This is a genomic window from Microbacterium ureisolvens (assembly GCF_015278315.1).
Classification (GTDB): domain Bacteria; phylum Actinomycetota; class Actinomycetes; order Actinomycetales; family Microbacteriaceae; genus Microbacterium; species Microbacterium ureisolvens.
Genome location: NZ_JADIJE010000004.1, coordinates 151,616 through 165,078, shown reverse-complemented (window position 1 = coordinate 165,078; position 13,463 = coordinate 151,616). Strand labels below are relative to the sequence as shown.

Here is a 13,463-nt window from a genome sequence, read left to right as displayed (position 1 = left end):
CACAGGTTCGGCGCAGGTGGCGAGGCGGAACGTCAGCGCGCTCCCGCGAACGGCCGCAGCGCGTCGCGAAGCGCGACCAGGGCCTCGGCGTCGGTCCCCACACTTTCCATCACACGGCCCGGCACCTCGAGGGCTCGCTCCCGGAGCCGGCGGCCGGCGTCGGTGAGGTTCACGTCGAGCACCCGCTCGTCGTCGCCGCGCCGCGAGCGGGTCACGAGGTCCTGCGCCTCGAGCCGCTTGACCAGCGGCGAGAGCGTGGCGGGTTCGAGCGCCAGCTCCGCCGCGAGCTCGCGCAGCGAGCGCGGCGACCGCTCCCACAGCGCCAGCATCACGAGGTACTGCGGATGCGTGAGCCCCAGCGGCTCCAGGATCGGCCGATACATCCCGACGACGTTGCGCGCCGCGGTCACCAGCGCGAAGCACACCTGGTTGTCGAGCTTGAGCAGGTCGTCGGGGCTGAGTGCGGCATCCGTCACGCGATGATCCTATCGTGCGCAAATCATTAGTACACTAATGACATGCCTGAAACGGATGCCGCAGCCCGCGACCGTCGCCCCCTCCGGGAACGGGTGCGCGAGGCCGGCGGGTGGTACGCCTACCTCAACGCGACGTTGATCCGCGCTGCCGGACCCGCGGCCGTCGGCCCGTACGAGACGACCCCCCCGCCCAGCGCGGCCGAGCGCGCGGAGCGCGCGTGCCCGCTGTGCGGCGCGCCGATCTCGGCGCACACCTTCGACCGTTCCGGCCCGAAGCCTCTCATGCACTGCCCCTGACGGCCGATCGCCCGGTCCGACCAGCCCGAGGCGCGCCCTGCCCTCCCCAGGTCCCCCAGACAGGGCGCGTCCCGCACGGTCGTGCCGGGCATGAGATCGCTCCGCACCGACATCGTTGGCGATGCTTCGCTGATCTCTACTGCGACTCTAACGCGCTTCTATACTGGAGGTATAGATGCATAAAGCAGTTATACAGACACCTCACTGCGCATGCTAAGGTGCGGTCATGGCGCGACCCTACAGCGATCCGGTAGAGATCATCACCGCACCGGTTCCCGCACAATCACCGTTCATTCCCACCGACGCGAAGATCGTCGTCGGCGCCGTCGCACCCGCGTCCCCGGACCCCATCCCGATCGTGCTGCTGCCGGGCTTCGAGTACCGCATCCACGAGTGGCGTCATCCCACGACGCACGAAGTGCACTGGCGCCTCGAGCGTCGCAAGGCCGGCCGCCCGGGCACCGAGGACTGACCACGGCGGCCCCAGCGCCCCAGACGGCTCCGACCGCGCCCCGAGGACTGACCACGGGGCCGACCTGAGCCGCACTGGCCCGGGGGCGGACTGACCTTCGGCGGACCCGACCGCGAGCTGCCTCGCGTCGATCGACGCCGCTCGCCACGACGAGCGGGCGGCGGCTCGATTGATCCGGCGATCGGCGTCAGGCGTGGCCCGCGCGCTCCATGGCGCGCAGCTCTTTCTTCAGGTCTTGAACCTCGTCGCGCAGACGCGCCGCGAGCTCGAACTTCAGCTCACCCGCCGCCGCGAGCATCTGCTGGCTGAGGTCGGCGATGGTCGCCTCGAGCTGCTCGGCGCCTTCGGCCGCCAGCCCTTCGCGACGCAGCTGCGGCGTGGGGCTCTTGCCGACACCGGACTTGGTCTTGGCCGCCGCCTTGCCCCGCAGCATCCGGTCCGTGTCGGAGGCCTCTCGCGCGAGCACCTCGGTGATGTCGGCGATGCGCTTGCGCAGCGCCTGGGGTTCGATGCCGTTGGCGGTGTTGTAGGCGATCTGCTTCTCACGCCGCCGGTCGGTCTCCTCGATCGCCTTGGCCATCGAGTCGGTCACGGTGTCGGCGTACATGTGCACCTGGCCCGAGACGTTCCGGGCCGCGCGGCCGATCGTCTGGATGAGCGAGGTGCCGCTGCGGAGGAACCCCTCCTTGTCGGCGTCGAGGATCGACACCAGCGACACCTCGGGCAGGTCGAGGCCCTCGCGCAGCAGGTTGATGCCCACGAGCACGTCGTAGACGCCCGCGCGCAGCTCGCTCAGCAGCTCCACGCGCCGCAGGGTGTCGACGTCGGAGTGCAGGTAGCGCACGCGCACGCCGTGCTCGCCGAGGAAGTCGGTGAGCTCTTCTGCCATCTTCTTGGTGAGGGTGGTCACCAGCACGCGCTCATCGCGCTCGACGCGGATGCGGATCTCTTCCAGCAGGTCGTCGATCTGCCCCTTCGAGGGCTTGACCACGATCTCGGGGTCGACCAGCCCCGTGGGGCGGATGATCTGCTCGACCACGCCGTCGGCGATCCCCATCTCGTACCGGCCCGGCGTCGCCGAGAGGTACACGGTCTGCCCGATGCGGTTCTTGAACTCGTCCCACCGCAGCGGACGGTTGTCGAGGGCGCTCGGCAGCCGGAAGCCGTGCTCGACGAGCGTGCGCTTGCGGGATGCGTCGCCCTCGTACATCGCGCCGATCTGAGGCACGGTGACGTGCGACTCGTCGATCACCATGAGGAAGTCGTCGGGGAAGAAGTCCAGCAGCGTGTGCGGCGGCTCGCCCGGCATGCGACCGTCGAGGTGCCGCGAGTAGTTCTCGATGCCCGAGCAGAACCCGAGCTGCTGCAGCATCTCGAGGTCGAACGTCGTGCGCATTCGCAGGCGCTGCGCTTCGAGCAGCTTGTTCTGCGACTCGAGCTCCTTCAGGCGCTCCTCGAGCTCGTGCTCGATGGTGCCGATCGCGCGCTGCACCGTCTCGGTGCCGGCCGCATAGTGGGTGGCGGGGAAGATCGGCACCGCGTCCAGACGCTGCACCACGTCGCCGGTGAGCGGGTGGAGCATGAAGAGCGCCTCGATCTCGTCGCCGAACATCTCGACGCGGATGGCGTACTCCTCGTACACCGGGATGATCTCGATGGTGTCGCCGCGGACGCGGAAGTTGCCGCGCGAGAAGTCGACGTCGTTGCGGTTGTACTGCATCGCGATGAACTTGCGGATGAGCGCGTCGCGGTCGTACCGCTCCCCCACCTGCAGCGCCACCATCGCGCGCAGGTACTCCTCGGGCGAGCCGAGGCCGTAGATGCACGACACGGTGCTGACCACGACGACGTCGCGCCGGCTCAGCAGGGAGTTGGTCGTCGAGTGGCGCAGCCGCTCGACCTCGGCGTTGATCGACGAGTCCTTCTCGATGAAGGTGTCGGTCTGCGGGACGTACGCCTCGGGCTGGTAGTAGTCGTAGTAGCTGACGAAGTACTCGACGGCGTTGTGCGGCATCAGCTCGCGGAACTCGTTCGCCAGCTGAGCGGCGAGCGTCTTGTTGTGCGCCAGCACGAGCGTCGGACGCTGGACGGCCTCGACGAGCCAGGCCGTCGTCGCCGACTTGCCCGTACCGGTGGCGCCGAGCAGCACGACGTCGGTCTCACCGGCGTTGATGCGGGCCGCCAGCTCGGCGATCGCCTGCGGCTGATCGCCGGACGGCGCGTATTCGCTCACGACCTCGAACGGTCGCACGGATCGAGTGGTCTGCACTGAACCAAGCGTAGGCGGCACCCCCGACATCGGGGCCGCGTTCGCGACGGGCGGATGCCGCGGCCCGCGCAGATGATGGCTCAGCCGCCGAAGCCGCCCCCGCCGTCGAAACCGCCGCCGAAGCCTCCCGCGTCGAAACCTCCGAAGCCGCCGGTGTCGAACGCGCCGCCACCGCCGTCGAAACCGCCCGCGCCACCTCCGCCGTCGACGCCGAAGCCGGGATCGTAGGTCTCGCCGACCCACCCGGGCTCCGAGCCGAGCTGGAGGGAACCCGCCCCGACGGTGAAGTAGGCCGCCACCGAGCTCGACAGCAGGAACTGGTTGGCGACGATCGTCATCACGCCGACGTGGAGGAGCATCGACTGGACGTCCACCCGATCGCGGGGATCGCCGTCGACGCGGTCACGCGGGTCGCCGTCGTCGACCGCGACCGCCGTGCGCGCCGGGTCGGCCGAGGCCTGCCGGGCGGCCTCCGCCTGCGCGGCCCGTTGCGCGCGGTGCTCCTCGGCACGCCGCACGAGCCGCGCGATCACCGTCGGGTCTTCGGCCGCCGCGTCGCGCTCGGACTCGGCGAGGAACGGACGCAGCTGCTCGAACATCTGCCGCCGCCGCTCGGGCGGCACGTCCGCGAAGGCCGAGGCGTGCGCGCTCTCGATCACCGAGGCGGGCAACGAGCCGAGCAGGTAGACGTACCGCGCGATCTGCTCCTCTTCGGTCGCCGCGCGGTAGGGCGTCTTGCGCCGCCGGAATCTCGAGAGAACACCCATGGGACACCTCCTCGGCTTGTTCCCAGCGTACGCCGGGCCGCGGACACGCGGTACGTCGAAACGCTCCGGATCAGCTGCCGGAAGCGGGCTCGTCGGCGCGGGACGCGCGCCGCGAGAGATGCTCCGCCAGGCGGTTCCACAGCTCGTCCGTCTGCTGCTCGGTGTCGGCGAGGGCGCCGGACGTGTCGATCACCACGTCGGCGACCTTCAGCCGAGCCTCGTCCGAGACCTGCGAGGCGATGCGGGCCGCGGCATCCGTCTCGGTCATCCCGCGGAGCTCGACCAGACGCCGGACGCGCACCGCGGCCGGGGCGTGCGCCACGACGATGAGCTGCCAGGGATCTCCGACGCGGGCTTCGACGAGCAGCGGCACGTCGTAGACGACCACCGCGTCCGGATCGGCCGCGAAAGCCTCGGCGAAGCGCCGCGCGGACTCCGCGCGCACCGCGGGATGGACGATGGCGTTCAGCCGCGCGATCGCCGCCTCGTCACCGAACACCCGGCTGCCGAGCGCGGCGCGGTCCAGCGATCCGTCGGGGCGGAGCATCCCGTCGCCGAAGGCGTCCGCGATGGCGGCGAGCACCGGCGACCCGGGCTGCTGCACCTCGCGCACGAGCTGATCCGCGTCGACGACGACGGCGCCGTGTTCGGCCAGGCGGCGGGCGATCGTGGACTTTCCCGAGGCGATGCCTCCGGTGAGGGCGACGAGCGGCATGGATCGAGCATGCCATGCCTGCCCCGCCACGCGCGCCGGACCGGCTCGGCAAGCCTGCGCGGTTCCTGAGGAGCACTTGAGCGGGCGTTGAGCCGGCGGCGGTAGCGTCGGGGGCACCCGAAGGACGGATCCACATCGTGCGGAACTGGGGAGGGGCGGAGATGGAAGGCGGACGCGACATCGTGGCGTACGACGACCGACCGCCCCGCCGCACACATCGCGCCGAGCGTCCGAGCGACGGCTGGTGCGGTGGGATCGTCCAGAGGTGCGGACGAGTTGCGCGCGTGGGGACGACTGCAGCTCAGGTCCGTGCACCGAGGACGCGCGCGGGGCGGGATGTGGGGAGATCTCCCGCCCTCCGCGCGGCCTGTCTCTCCGGCGTGACGCCGGTGCGACGCGAGACGGGCCTCCACGCCCGCCGCCGGTCCGGATCGTCCCGCTGATGGACGCCGCGCCGGCACATCCGTTCCGCACCGCGTTCTGGGATATCATGACCGACGTCCAGGATCCGTCGCCCGCAACAGCGGATCCGGGGGGTGGATCGGTGGAAGAAACGCGCGTCGCCGTCGTCATCGAGGACGAGGCCGACATCCGCTCGCTGCTGTCCACGGTCCTCGCACAGGCGGGTTTCGACGTGCACGGCGCAGCCAACGGCGCCGACGGCGTGGAGCTCGTCCGCGAGCACCGGCCTCTGGTGACCACGCTCGACGTCAACATGCCGGGGATGGACGGCTTCGAGACCGCGAAGCGCATCCGGGCGATCAGCTCGACGTACATCGTGATGCTGAGCGCACGCACCGAGGAGATCGACGCCCTGCAGGGCCTGGAGGCCGGCGCCGACGACTACGTCGCCAAGCCGTTCCGCCCGCGCGAGCTGCGTGCGCGCATCGACGCGATGCTGCGGCGGCCACGCCACGTCGCCCCCGTCGAGACCGCCGAGCCGGCCGCCGGCGCCGCATCCGGTGGGGTGTGGCTGGAGCACCACGGGCTGCGCCTCAACGCCCAGACCCATCTCGTCACCGTCGACGACGAGGACGTCGAGCTGACGCGCAGCGAGTTCGACATCCTCGCCGACCTGCTGGTCGCGGGCAGGCGCGTGCGCGCGAAGTCCGATCTCGCCCTCATGCTGCGCGGCGATCAGTACGCCGTCAGCGACTTCGTCTCCGACAGCGATGCGCGCGCAATCGAGGTGCACATGGCGAACCTGCGCCGCAAGCTCGGCGAGTCGCCCTCGCAGCCGCGGTGGATCGAGACGGTCCGCGGGGTGGGTTACCGCCTCACGGCCTGATCACGGAGCGCGACGGGACGGATGCCGTCGCTACCCTTCGTCGACGAGCACGGACGTCTCCACATTGGCGGCGGCACGGCTGGCCGCTTCGCGCGCCGCGCGAACGAGCTCCGCGGGGTCGTGCCCGACGGTGTCGCTGAGCGCCACGCCGACGCCCACGACCGGGATCACTCCCCCGCCGACCTTGCCCAGTTCGTCGAACAGGCCGCGATAGATCGCCGCGGCCTGGCGCCGCGCCTCCTGCGCCGACGCGACGGCGAGACCGAGGATGAGACCGGTCGGCCCGTCTTCGGCGACCACGGCGTTGGTCGGCGCGTAGCGGCGCACACCCGTGCGCCAGGTCGCGGCCACCGACCCGGCGACGTCGCTGCCGAAGGCCGTCGAGATCTGGTCGAGGTCGTCCAGGCGCACGGCGGTGACCGCCACCGCCTCACCGGACTGGGCCGCCCGGCGGCACAGTCCGTCGAGAACGAGCGCGAACGACTGATCGCCGACGATGCCCTGCTCCACGTCGCCGGCGACGGGGTGCCGCAGATAGCCGCGCATCGGTGCGCGGCTCGCGCGGAGCACCGAGGTGACGACCACCGCGACGATGGTCAGCGTCACCGTCAGGAAGCTCGTGCTGATGGTGCCGAACGCCGCCTCGAACAGCGCGCTGTCGGGACCGGAGGTGACGAACGCGGTCGTGCGCGACACGTAGTACAGCGACTGGAATCCGAGCACGGCGCCGAGGACCCACGCGGTGCGGGACTCGCGCATCTCGCCGCGGAGGCACTCGACGGAACCGGCGCCGGCGAACACGAGCAGCGGCACGAACATCCACATCGCCCCGGCCCAGTCGCCGCCGGCCGGACCCTCGACGGCCACAGCGACGCCGGCGCCGAGCACGGCCGCGGCCACGAGGATCGAGGCCCAGCGCATCCGCCGCCCGTTGAAGCGGCGGCAGCCGAGCCACATGCAGCCCGTACCGGCGACGAAGGCGGCGTTGCCGACCGCGATCGCCCACCACGCGCCGTCCGTCTGCGTCCACACCGTGTAGGCGAGCGTGGTCAGCATCCCGGCCAGGAACGCGACCGACCAGATGCGCCCGGCACCCTCGTCGCGGCGCAGCAGCGTCTCGAGGATGAACAGCACCCCGCTCACATTGACGACCAGCGCGGTGAAGACCAGGACGGAGGCCAGGTCGAGGGTCATTCCACATCTCCTTCCGGAGCGATCGCCGGCAGCTTGACGATGAAGGTCGACCCGACGCCGGGCGCGCTGTGAAGGGCGAGATCGCCGCCGTGGGCACGGACGATGTCGCGGGTGATCGCCAGGCCCAGGCCCGTGCCCGCGCGGCGCTCGCCGCCCGCCTTGTAGAAGCGCTGGAAGAGCCGCGACCGGTCGGCATCCGAGATGCCGACGCCGGTGTCGCGCACCAGGATCCAGCTCGCGACGCCGTCGCTCGTGGTGCCCACGAACACCGTGCCGCCGTCCTTGTTGTACGCGATCGCGTTCGAGATGAGATTGTCGAGCACCTGCCGCAGGCGCAGCGGGTCGGCCCACGCCTTCGCCGGCTCCAGGCCGGTCGAGTCGATGCTGATCGCCCGGGCGGCGGCGCGCGGCAGCGCATCGGCGGCGGCCGCCCGCACCAGTTCACGCGCATCCACCAGCTGCGGCGTGAGTGATGCCTCGACCGACGACGGTGAGGAGCTGGAGGCGGCGAGGATGTCGGCGACGATGCGCAGCAGCCGTTCGGCGTTGCGCTCGGCGATGTCCAGGCCCGCCCGGACGTCGTCGGGAGTGCCGGGATCCTCGATGGCGAGGTCGAGATAGCCGAGGATCGAGGTCAGCGGAGTGCGCAGCTCATGCGAGACCGAGGCGACCAGCTCGTCGCGCGCACGCAGTGCGCTGAGCTCGGCGGTGACATCCCGCGAGATCACGACGGCACCGGCGTCGCGGCCGTCGGGGTCGGTGATCCGCCGTGCGGTGATGGTGAGCGCCCGGCGCGGCCCCGGCTCCACACCGAACCACACCACCTGGTCGTCGAACGACTCTCCGCGCCGCGCCCGCTCGAGCGGCAGTTCGTCGGGCGGCAGGGGCGCGCTCCCGTCGTCGCGGAACGCCGGCACCACCGCCCCGTCGTCGTCGGGCTCGAGTCCCTGCTGGAGCCTCCCGTGGGCGTCGTTCGTGATCGAGACGCGGCCGTCGGCGCCGATGCGCACGACTCCGAAGTCCACCGCGTCGAGCACCTCGGTCACCACCTGCTCCTGACGCCGCGTGCGCGCGAGGATGCTGCGCAGCAGCTCTGACTGCTTCGCCAGCAGCATCCGCTGCGCGTCGGAGCGGCGTGCGTTGAGATGACTCGTGGCCGCGACCGCGACCAGCACCAGAGGCAGGAGGAACGTGCGGTAGGTGACCTCCGTGGTGCTGACCGCGGTGAGCACGCTGACGATGCCGGCGATCGCCACGATCACGCCGAACAGGCCCAGCAGGCCGAAGCCCGTGGCGAGCCACGTCGTGGGGAAGATCCACAGCAGGCCGAGGACCGTGTCGGGCGCCGCGATCTGCATCAGCGTGATGGCGAGGATGTCGATGGCGGGCACGACGGCGACCCAGCCGAACGGAAGGCTGTTCCACGGCACGACCAGCGTCGCGGCGGTCACCGCCACCACCACGACGACGCCGATGAAGAACAGCACCGACTCGCCGCCGAACGGTCCGACCGCCACCAGCACGCCGAGCACGAAGACGACCGCGGCCAGCAGCAGCTGGTTGAGCATGGCGGTGCGATCCCGCGTCCGATCGGCGCCCTCCGGCACCGCTCCTGTCAGGCGCGAGCGCACCGTGGCCCGGCGCGGTCGGCCCGGCGTCGCGGCGGTCATACCGTGACGGTAACGGATGCCGGGGTCCGGTGCGACTCGGCGCGCTCGCCGAGGCGGCCCGGCGCCGACGGCGGAGCGCCGAGACCGGGTCAGAACCCGAAGTCGCCGCCGAAGTCCCCGAAGCCGCCCATGTCGCCGGCTGCGGCGTCGCCGCCCCAGCCGGAGCCGGGATCGCCGCCCCAGCCCGCCCCCGAGTCGGCGCCGGCGTCTGCGCCCGCGTCGGAGCCGGCATCCGCTCCGCCTTCCTCGCCGCCGGAGCCCTCCTCGCCCGCCGAGCCGTCCTGGTAGCCCTGGTCGTACGCGAAGCTCGGCGCCAGGAACGAGCTCACCAGCGCCGAGCCGATCACGTAGCCGACCACGGTGCCGAGGATCGAGGAGCCGAGCATCGAGCCGAACGAGGGTCCGCCGCCCTGGCGCTGGGGTCCGAGTGTGCGCTCCATGAACCCGGGGTTCTGGTACTCGGCGCGCGTGGCCGCGCGGGCCATGGTCTGCGGGTCGCTCGAGCGGGGCTGCTCGTACGGAGGGAGGCCCGCCGAGAGGTCGGCGAGCACCTGCTGACGCTGCGGCTCGGTCAGCTTGGCGAACGCCTCGGCGTGCACCTGCTCGATGGTCTCGGGGGGCGCCGTGCGCAGCAGGTAGCGGTAGCGCTCGATCGCGATCTCGTCCTCGCTGCGCGGCGGCTGCATCCCGGGGGTCTGCGCCCCCTGAGGCTGCGCGCCGGGGGTCGGCGCGCCGTAGGGGTTCTGTGGCACGGGTGGCGTCTGGCGCGTGTCGTCCTGTCCGCCGAAGAGTCGGTCGAGGAATCCCATGTCTGCTCCATCGTGTGGGGGTGCGGGTGGATCACACGGTAGGGGCTGTTCCTCTGAACGCGCTGAGGCTTGACCCGCGTTCACCGAGGGCGTACGCGGTCAGCCCTGCGCCGCGAGTGCCTCGCTGAGCCAGCGTGCGTGCAGCTCCCACGGATCGTCGATCCCGGCGGCGAGCACCGCGATGTGCGCCACCAGCGCCTCGGACGCGCGGAACCATTCGGTGCCGGGGTAGCGATCGGCCGCGAACTGGACGTGCCGGCGCTGCTCGAGGGCGCGTCCTCCCCGCTCGAACGCCAGCAGCTCGTCGTGCCAGATCGCGCCGAACCGCTGCTTGGGATTGCCGCTGGTGCCGATCTTGATGCGGTCGGCGTATCGCAGGTAGTAGACCACGTCGACCCGCGGCGGCGCGATGTCGGCGTCGGGCACCTCACCGTGCCGCCACTCGCACACCGCGCACAGCCAGCCGGACGGGTAGCGGACGCCGAGTCGCGAGCCGCACAGGCGGCACGGCGCGGGCAGCACGTCCGTGACGCCGTGCTCGGCGGCGGCCCACTCGGCCGCCGCGGTGAGGTGCCCCTCGCAGAGCGGCATCGGCGCGTCGGCGGGCACCGTGCCGCGGCATCCGTCATCGTCCAGCAGGCAGCGGACGGCAGGGGCGTTCTCGGGCACATCGGGAGAGTACCCGGCACCACCGACGCGGGGTCGTGGCGGGTACGCGAAAGGGCCGCCACCGTGAGGTGACGGCCCTTTCGGAACCAGGTTCAGGCGAACCGGAGCGGCTCAGCTCAGGATCAGCGACCCGAGAGCTTCTCGCGGAGAGCCGCGAGGGCCTCGTCGTCGGCCAGCGTGCCCGCGGGGCCGCTGTCGGACGAGTAGGACGAGGCGCCGGTCTCGACCGGGGCGTTCGCCTCGGCCTCGAGCGCCTTGGCGACGGCAGCCTTGTGGGCCTCCCAGCGAGCGTGGGCAGCCGCGTACTCCTGCTCCCACTTCTCGCGCTGCTCGTCGAAGCCCTCGAGCCAGGCGTTGGTCTCGGGGTCGAAGCCCTCGGGGTACTTGTACTCGCCGTTCTCGTCGTACTCCGTGACCATGCCGTACAGGGCCGGGTCGAACTCGGTGCCGTTGGGGTCGACCGACTCGTTGGCCTGCTTGAGCGAGAGCGAGATGCGGCGACGCTCGAGGTCGATGTCGATGATCTTGACGAAGACCTCTTCGCCGACCGAGACGACCTGCTCGGCGAGCTCGACGTGCTTGCCCGACAGCTCCGAGATGTGCACGAGGCCCTCGATGCCGTCCGCGACGCGCACGAACGCACCGAACGGAACGAGCTTGGTGACCTTGCCCGGCGCGACCTGTCCGATCGCGTGCGTGCGGGCGAAGACCTGCCACGGGTCCTCCTGCGTCGCCTTGAGCGACAGCGAGACGCGCTCGCGGTCGAGGTCGACCTCGAGGATCTCGACGGTGACCTCCTGGCCGACCTCGACGACCTCGGACGCGTGCTCGATGTGCTTCCACGAGAGCTCCGAGACGTGGACGAGACCGTCGACGCCACCGAGGTCGACGAACGCACCGAAGTTGACGATCGACGAGACCGTGCCCTTGCGGACCTGGCCCTTGTGGAGGTTGTTGAGGAACGTGGTGCGCGACTCGGACTGCGTCTGCTCGAGCAGGGCGCGGCGCGAGAGCACGACGTTGTTGCGGTTCTTGTCGAGCTCGAGGATCTTCGCCTCGATCTCCTGGCCGAGGTACGGCGTCAGGTCGCGGACGCGGCGGAGCTCGATGAGCGACGCCGGGAGGAAGCCGCGGAGGCCGATGTCGACGATGAGACCACCCTTGACGACCTCGATGACCTGACCGGTCACGACACCGTCGTTCTCCTTGATCTTCTCGACGTCTCCCCACGCGCGCTCGTACTGGGCGCGCTTCTTGGAGAGGATGAGGCGGCCTTCCTTGTCCTCCTTCTGGAGAACGAGGGCTTCGACCTCGTCGCCGACCTTGACGACCTCGTTGGGGTCGACGTCGTGCTTGATGGAAAGCTCGCGCGAGGGGATGACACCCTCGGTCTTGTAGCCGACGTCGAGGAGGACCTCGTCGCGGTCGATCTTCACCACGGTGCCCTCGATCAGGTCGCCGTCGTTGAAGAACTTCAGAGTCTTCTCGACCGCGGCCAGGAAGTCCTCAGCAGATCCGATGTCGTTGATCGCGACCTGCTTGGTGGCCGGGGCGGTCGTTGCGGTAGTCATGTAGTGGGTTGTCCTTGTTGGGTTGGGTACTCGGGCCCCAGCTCTCATCGGCAGCCGGCCGCGCGAGCGCGAGCGGATGCCTCCAGCCGAGGCGAAGCGGATTTCTTGCGATGCCACTCGGACCCTCTCGCATCCGGTCACCGGCGCGAACCGGTACTCAGGCGTGGCGAAACAGCCACACGAGTGACACTCCAGGGTAACAGAACGCCGGGGTCCGCCGCGATCTTCCCGAGCGCCGGGAATCGCGCCCGGAAGCCGGCGGCCCGCTCAGCGGGGAAGGTCGATCGGCGCCGTGCTGGTGCGATCCGGATCGAACGGCGTCCGCGCCGGCGCGGCCTCCCCGCGCAGCTGGGCGATGCGCTCGTCCTCTCGGCGCTGCGCGTCGGCGAGCCAGTCCCAGCCGGACGCCGGCGCGGTCGCTGCGCGCACCTCGGGAACGGGGGCCGTCATCGCGCGCACCTCTGGCACGGGCGCGGTCGGCCGGCTCTCGTACCCGGGATCGGCGACGGTGACGGATGCCGCCTCCTCACGTTGCGGCACGACCACCGGCGCTCCGCCGAACTGCTCGGCCCGGCCGGCCGCGCCGCGCAGGCCCGCCTGCTGGATGACCCGCTGGATGGTGAGACCGCGCTGGTCGGGTTCGCCGACGTAGCGGATGTCGCGGAGCCCCTGCTCCTGCGCGGCCGACTCGAAGACGAAGTGGCCGTAGCCGAAGATCCGGCCGACTACGGGCTTGTGGACGGAGATGTCGAGGATGCGCGTGAGGGGCATGGTCGCGATGCGCTGCGACAGGATGCCGTGCACCCGGAACACGCGCATGTTGGTGATCACGAAGCGATCGAGGTGCTGCTCGAAGAACCGCCAGGTCGCGTGGGCCACGATCGCCGCGCCGATGAGGACGGGCACCCACCACGCCTGCGCCGGCACGAAGAAGACCAGGAGCAGCACGACGACGCCGCCGAACAGCTCGAGGACGGCCGATACCGTCGCCGCCCAGTGCTTGCGGACCTCGTCGACGATCCGCTCGCCCTGGTCGGCGATCAGGTGCTTGTCGATCCGCGGATCGAGCATGCTCAGCCCGCGGCGAGAGCCATGAAGAAGTCGACCACGGCGGCCCCGGCGCCCCAGACGGCGCCGACCGCGCCCTGCACCGCGTTGGCCGCGTCCTGGGGCCTCGTGATGAGGTAGAACGCCGCGAACGCGATGACGAGCACCAGCACGATGCGCTTGACGATCTTCACGGTCGGGGGTCCCTTCGACTTCTGA

General features: G+C 71.0%; 14 protein-coding genes. 3 read left to right on the top strand and 11 right to left on the bottom strand.

What is annotated here, in order from left to right; all coding sequences use genetic code 11:
* Positions 1 to 32: 32 nt before the first annotated feature.
* Positions 33 to 476 carry a MarR family winged helix-turn-helix transcriptional regulator gene (locus IM767_RS08105; protein ID WP_109209321.1) on the bottom strand — a complete coding sequence of 148 codons (444 nt, stop codon included), beginning with the start codon at positions 474 to 476 and terminating at the stop codon, positions 33 to 35.
* 42 nt (positions 477 to 518) lie between these two features.
* Here IM767_RS08105 and IM767_RS08100 point away from each other — a divergent pair, with 42 nt between their 5' ends.
* On the top strand, positions 519 to 773 hold the full coding sequence (locus IM767_RS08100) for a hypothetical protein (protein WP_109209320.1): 255 nt from the start codon (positions 519 to 521) through the stop codon (positions 771 to 773).
* Between the two features lie 226 nt (positions 774 to 999).
* Positions 1,000 to 1,245 carry a hypothetical protein gene (locus IM767_RS08095; protein ID WP_109209319.1) on the top strand — a complete coding sequence of 82 codons (246 nt, stop codon included), beginning with the start codon at positions 1,000 to 1,002 and terminating at the stop codon, positions 1,243 to 1,245.
* A gap of 187 nt (positions 1,246 to 1,432) precedes the next feature.
* Here IM767_RS08095 and uvrB read toward each other — a convergent pair whose 3' ends face one another.
* The 3 genes from uvrB to coaE all read right to left on the bottom strand — a co-directional run bounded on the left by uvrB (position 1,433) and on the right by coaE (position 4,996).
* Positions 1,433 to 3,514, bottom strand: coding sequence for an excinuclease ABC subunit UvrB (uvrB, locus tag IM767_RS08090; protein ID WP_109209318.1), 2,082 nt, complete (start codon positions 3,512 to 3,514; stop codon positions 1,433 to 1,435).
* Positions 3,515 to 3,594: 80 nt separating this feature from the next.
* Entirely contained in the window at positions 3,595 to 4,281 is a 687-nt protein-coding gene (locus IM767_RS08085; RefSeq protein WP_194398838.1) for a hypothetical protein, read from the bottom strand.
* Positions 4,282 to 4,351: 70 nt separating this feature from the next.
* Entirely contained in the window at positions 4,352 to 4,996 is a 645-nt protein-coding gene (gene coaE / locus IM767_RS08080; RefSeq protein ID WP_109209317.1) for a dephospho-CoA kinase, read from the bottom strand.
* Between the two features lie 544 nt (positions 4,997 to 5,540).
* On the opposite strand from coaE, the gene IM767_RS08075 reads away from it, so the two are divergent.
* Positions 5,541 to 6,284 (top strand): response regulator transcription factor, encoded by a 744-nt coding sequence (locus tag IM767_RS08075; RefSeq protein WP_239453202.1) that lies wholly within the window; start codon positions 5,541 to 5,543, stop codon positions 6,282 to 6,284.
* 30 nt (positions 6,285 to 6,314) lie between these two features.
* Here the strand turns inward: IM767_RS08075 and IM767_RS08070 are convergent, their stop codons facing one another.
* The 7 genes from IM767_RS08070 to IM767_RS08040 all read right to left on the bottom strand — a co-directional run bounded on the left by IM767_RS08070 (position 6,315) and on the right by IM767_RS08040 (position 13,438).
* On the bottom strand, positions 6,315 to 7,478 hold the full coding sequence (locus IM767_RS08070; protein WP_109209316.1) for a hypothetical protein: 1,164 nt from the start codon (positions 7,476 to 7,478) through the stop codon (positions 6,315 to 6,317).
* On the bottom strand, positions 7,475 to 9,148 hold the full coding sequence (locus tag IM767_RS08065) for a sensor histidine kinase (RefSeq protein WP_109209315.1): 1,674 nt from the start codon (positions 9,146 to 9,148) through the stop codon (positions 7,475 to 7,477). The genes IM767_RS08070 and IM767_RS08065 overlap by 4 nt, the downstream gene beginning before the upstream one ends.
* Positions 9,149 to 9,237: 89 nt before the next feature.
* The gene (locus IM767_RS08060) at positions 9,238 to 9,957 is read right to left on the bottom strand and encodes a hypothetical protein (protein ID WP_109209314.1); all 720 of its coding nucleotides are present in this window, start codon (positions 9,955 to 9,957) and stop codon (positions 9,238 to 9,240) included.
* Positions 9,958 to 10,056: 99 nt separating this feature from the next.
* Positions 10,057 to 10,548, bottom strand: coding sequence for a GIY-YIG nuclease family protein (locus IM767_RS08055; RefSeq protein WP_239453216.1), 492 nt, complete (start codon positions 10,546 to 10,548; stop codon positions 10,057 to 10,059).
* 200 nt (positions 10,549 to 10,748) lie between these two features.
* Positions 10,749 to 12,197: a 30S ribosomal protein S1 gene (gene rpsA, locus IM767_RS08050; protein WP_109209313.1), complete on the bottom strand. Its 1,449-nt coding sequence runs from the start codon at positions 12,195 to 12,197 to the stop codon at positions 10,749 to 10,751.
* Positions 12,198 to 12,464: 267 nt separating this feature from the next.
* Positions 12,465 to 13,268, bottom strand: a complete 804-nt coding sequence (locus IM767_RS08045) for a PH domain-containing protein (protein ID WP_109209312.1) — start codon at positions 13,266 to 13,268, stop codon at positions 12,465 to 12,467.
* A gap of 2 nt (positions 13,269 to 13,270) precedes the next feature.
* A complete protein-coding gene (locus tag IM767_RS08040; RefSeq protein ID WP_162564212.1) occupies positions 13,271 to 13,438 on the bottom strand; it encodes a hypothetical protein in 168 nt (55 codons plus the stop codon).
* Positions 13,439 to 13,463: the final 25 nt, after the last annotated feature.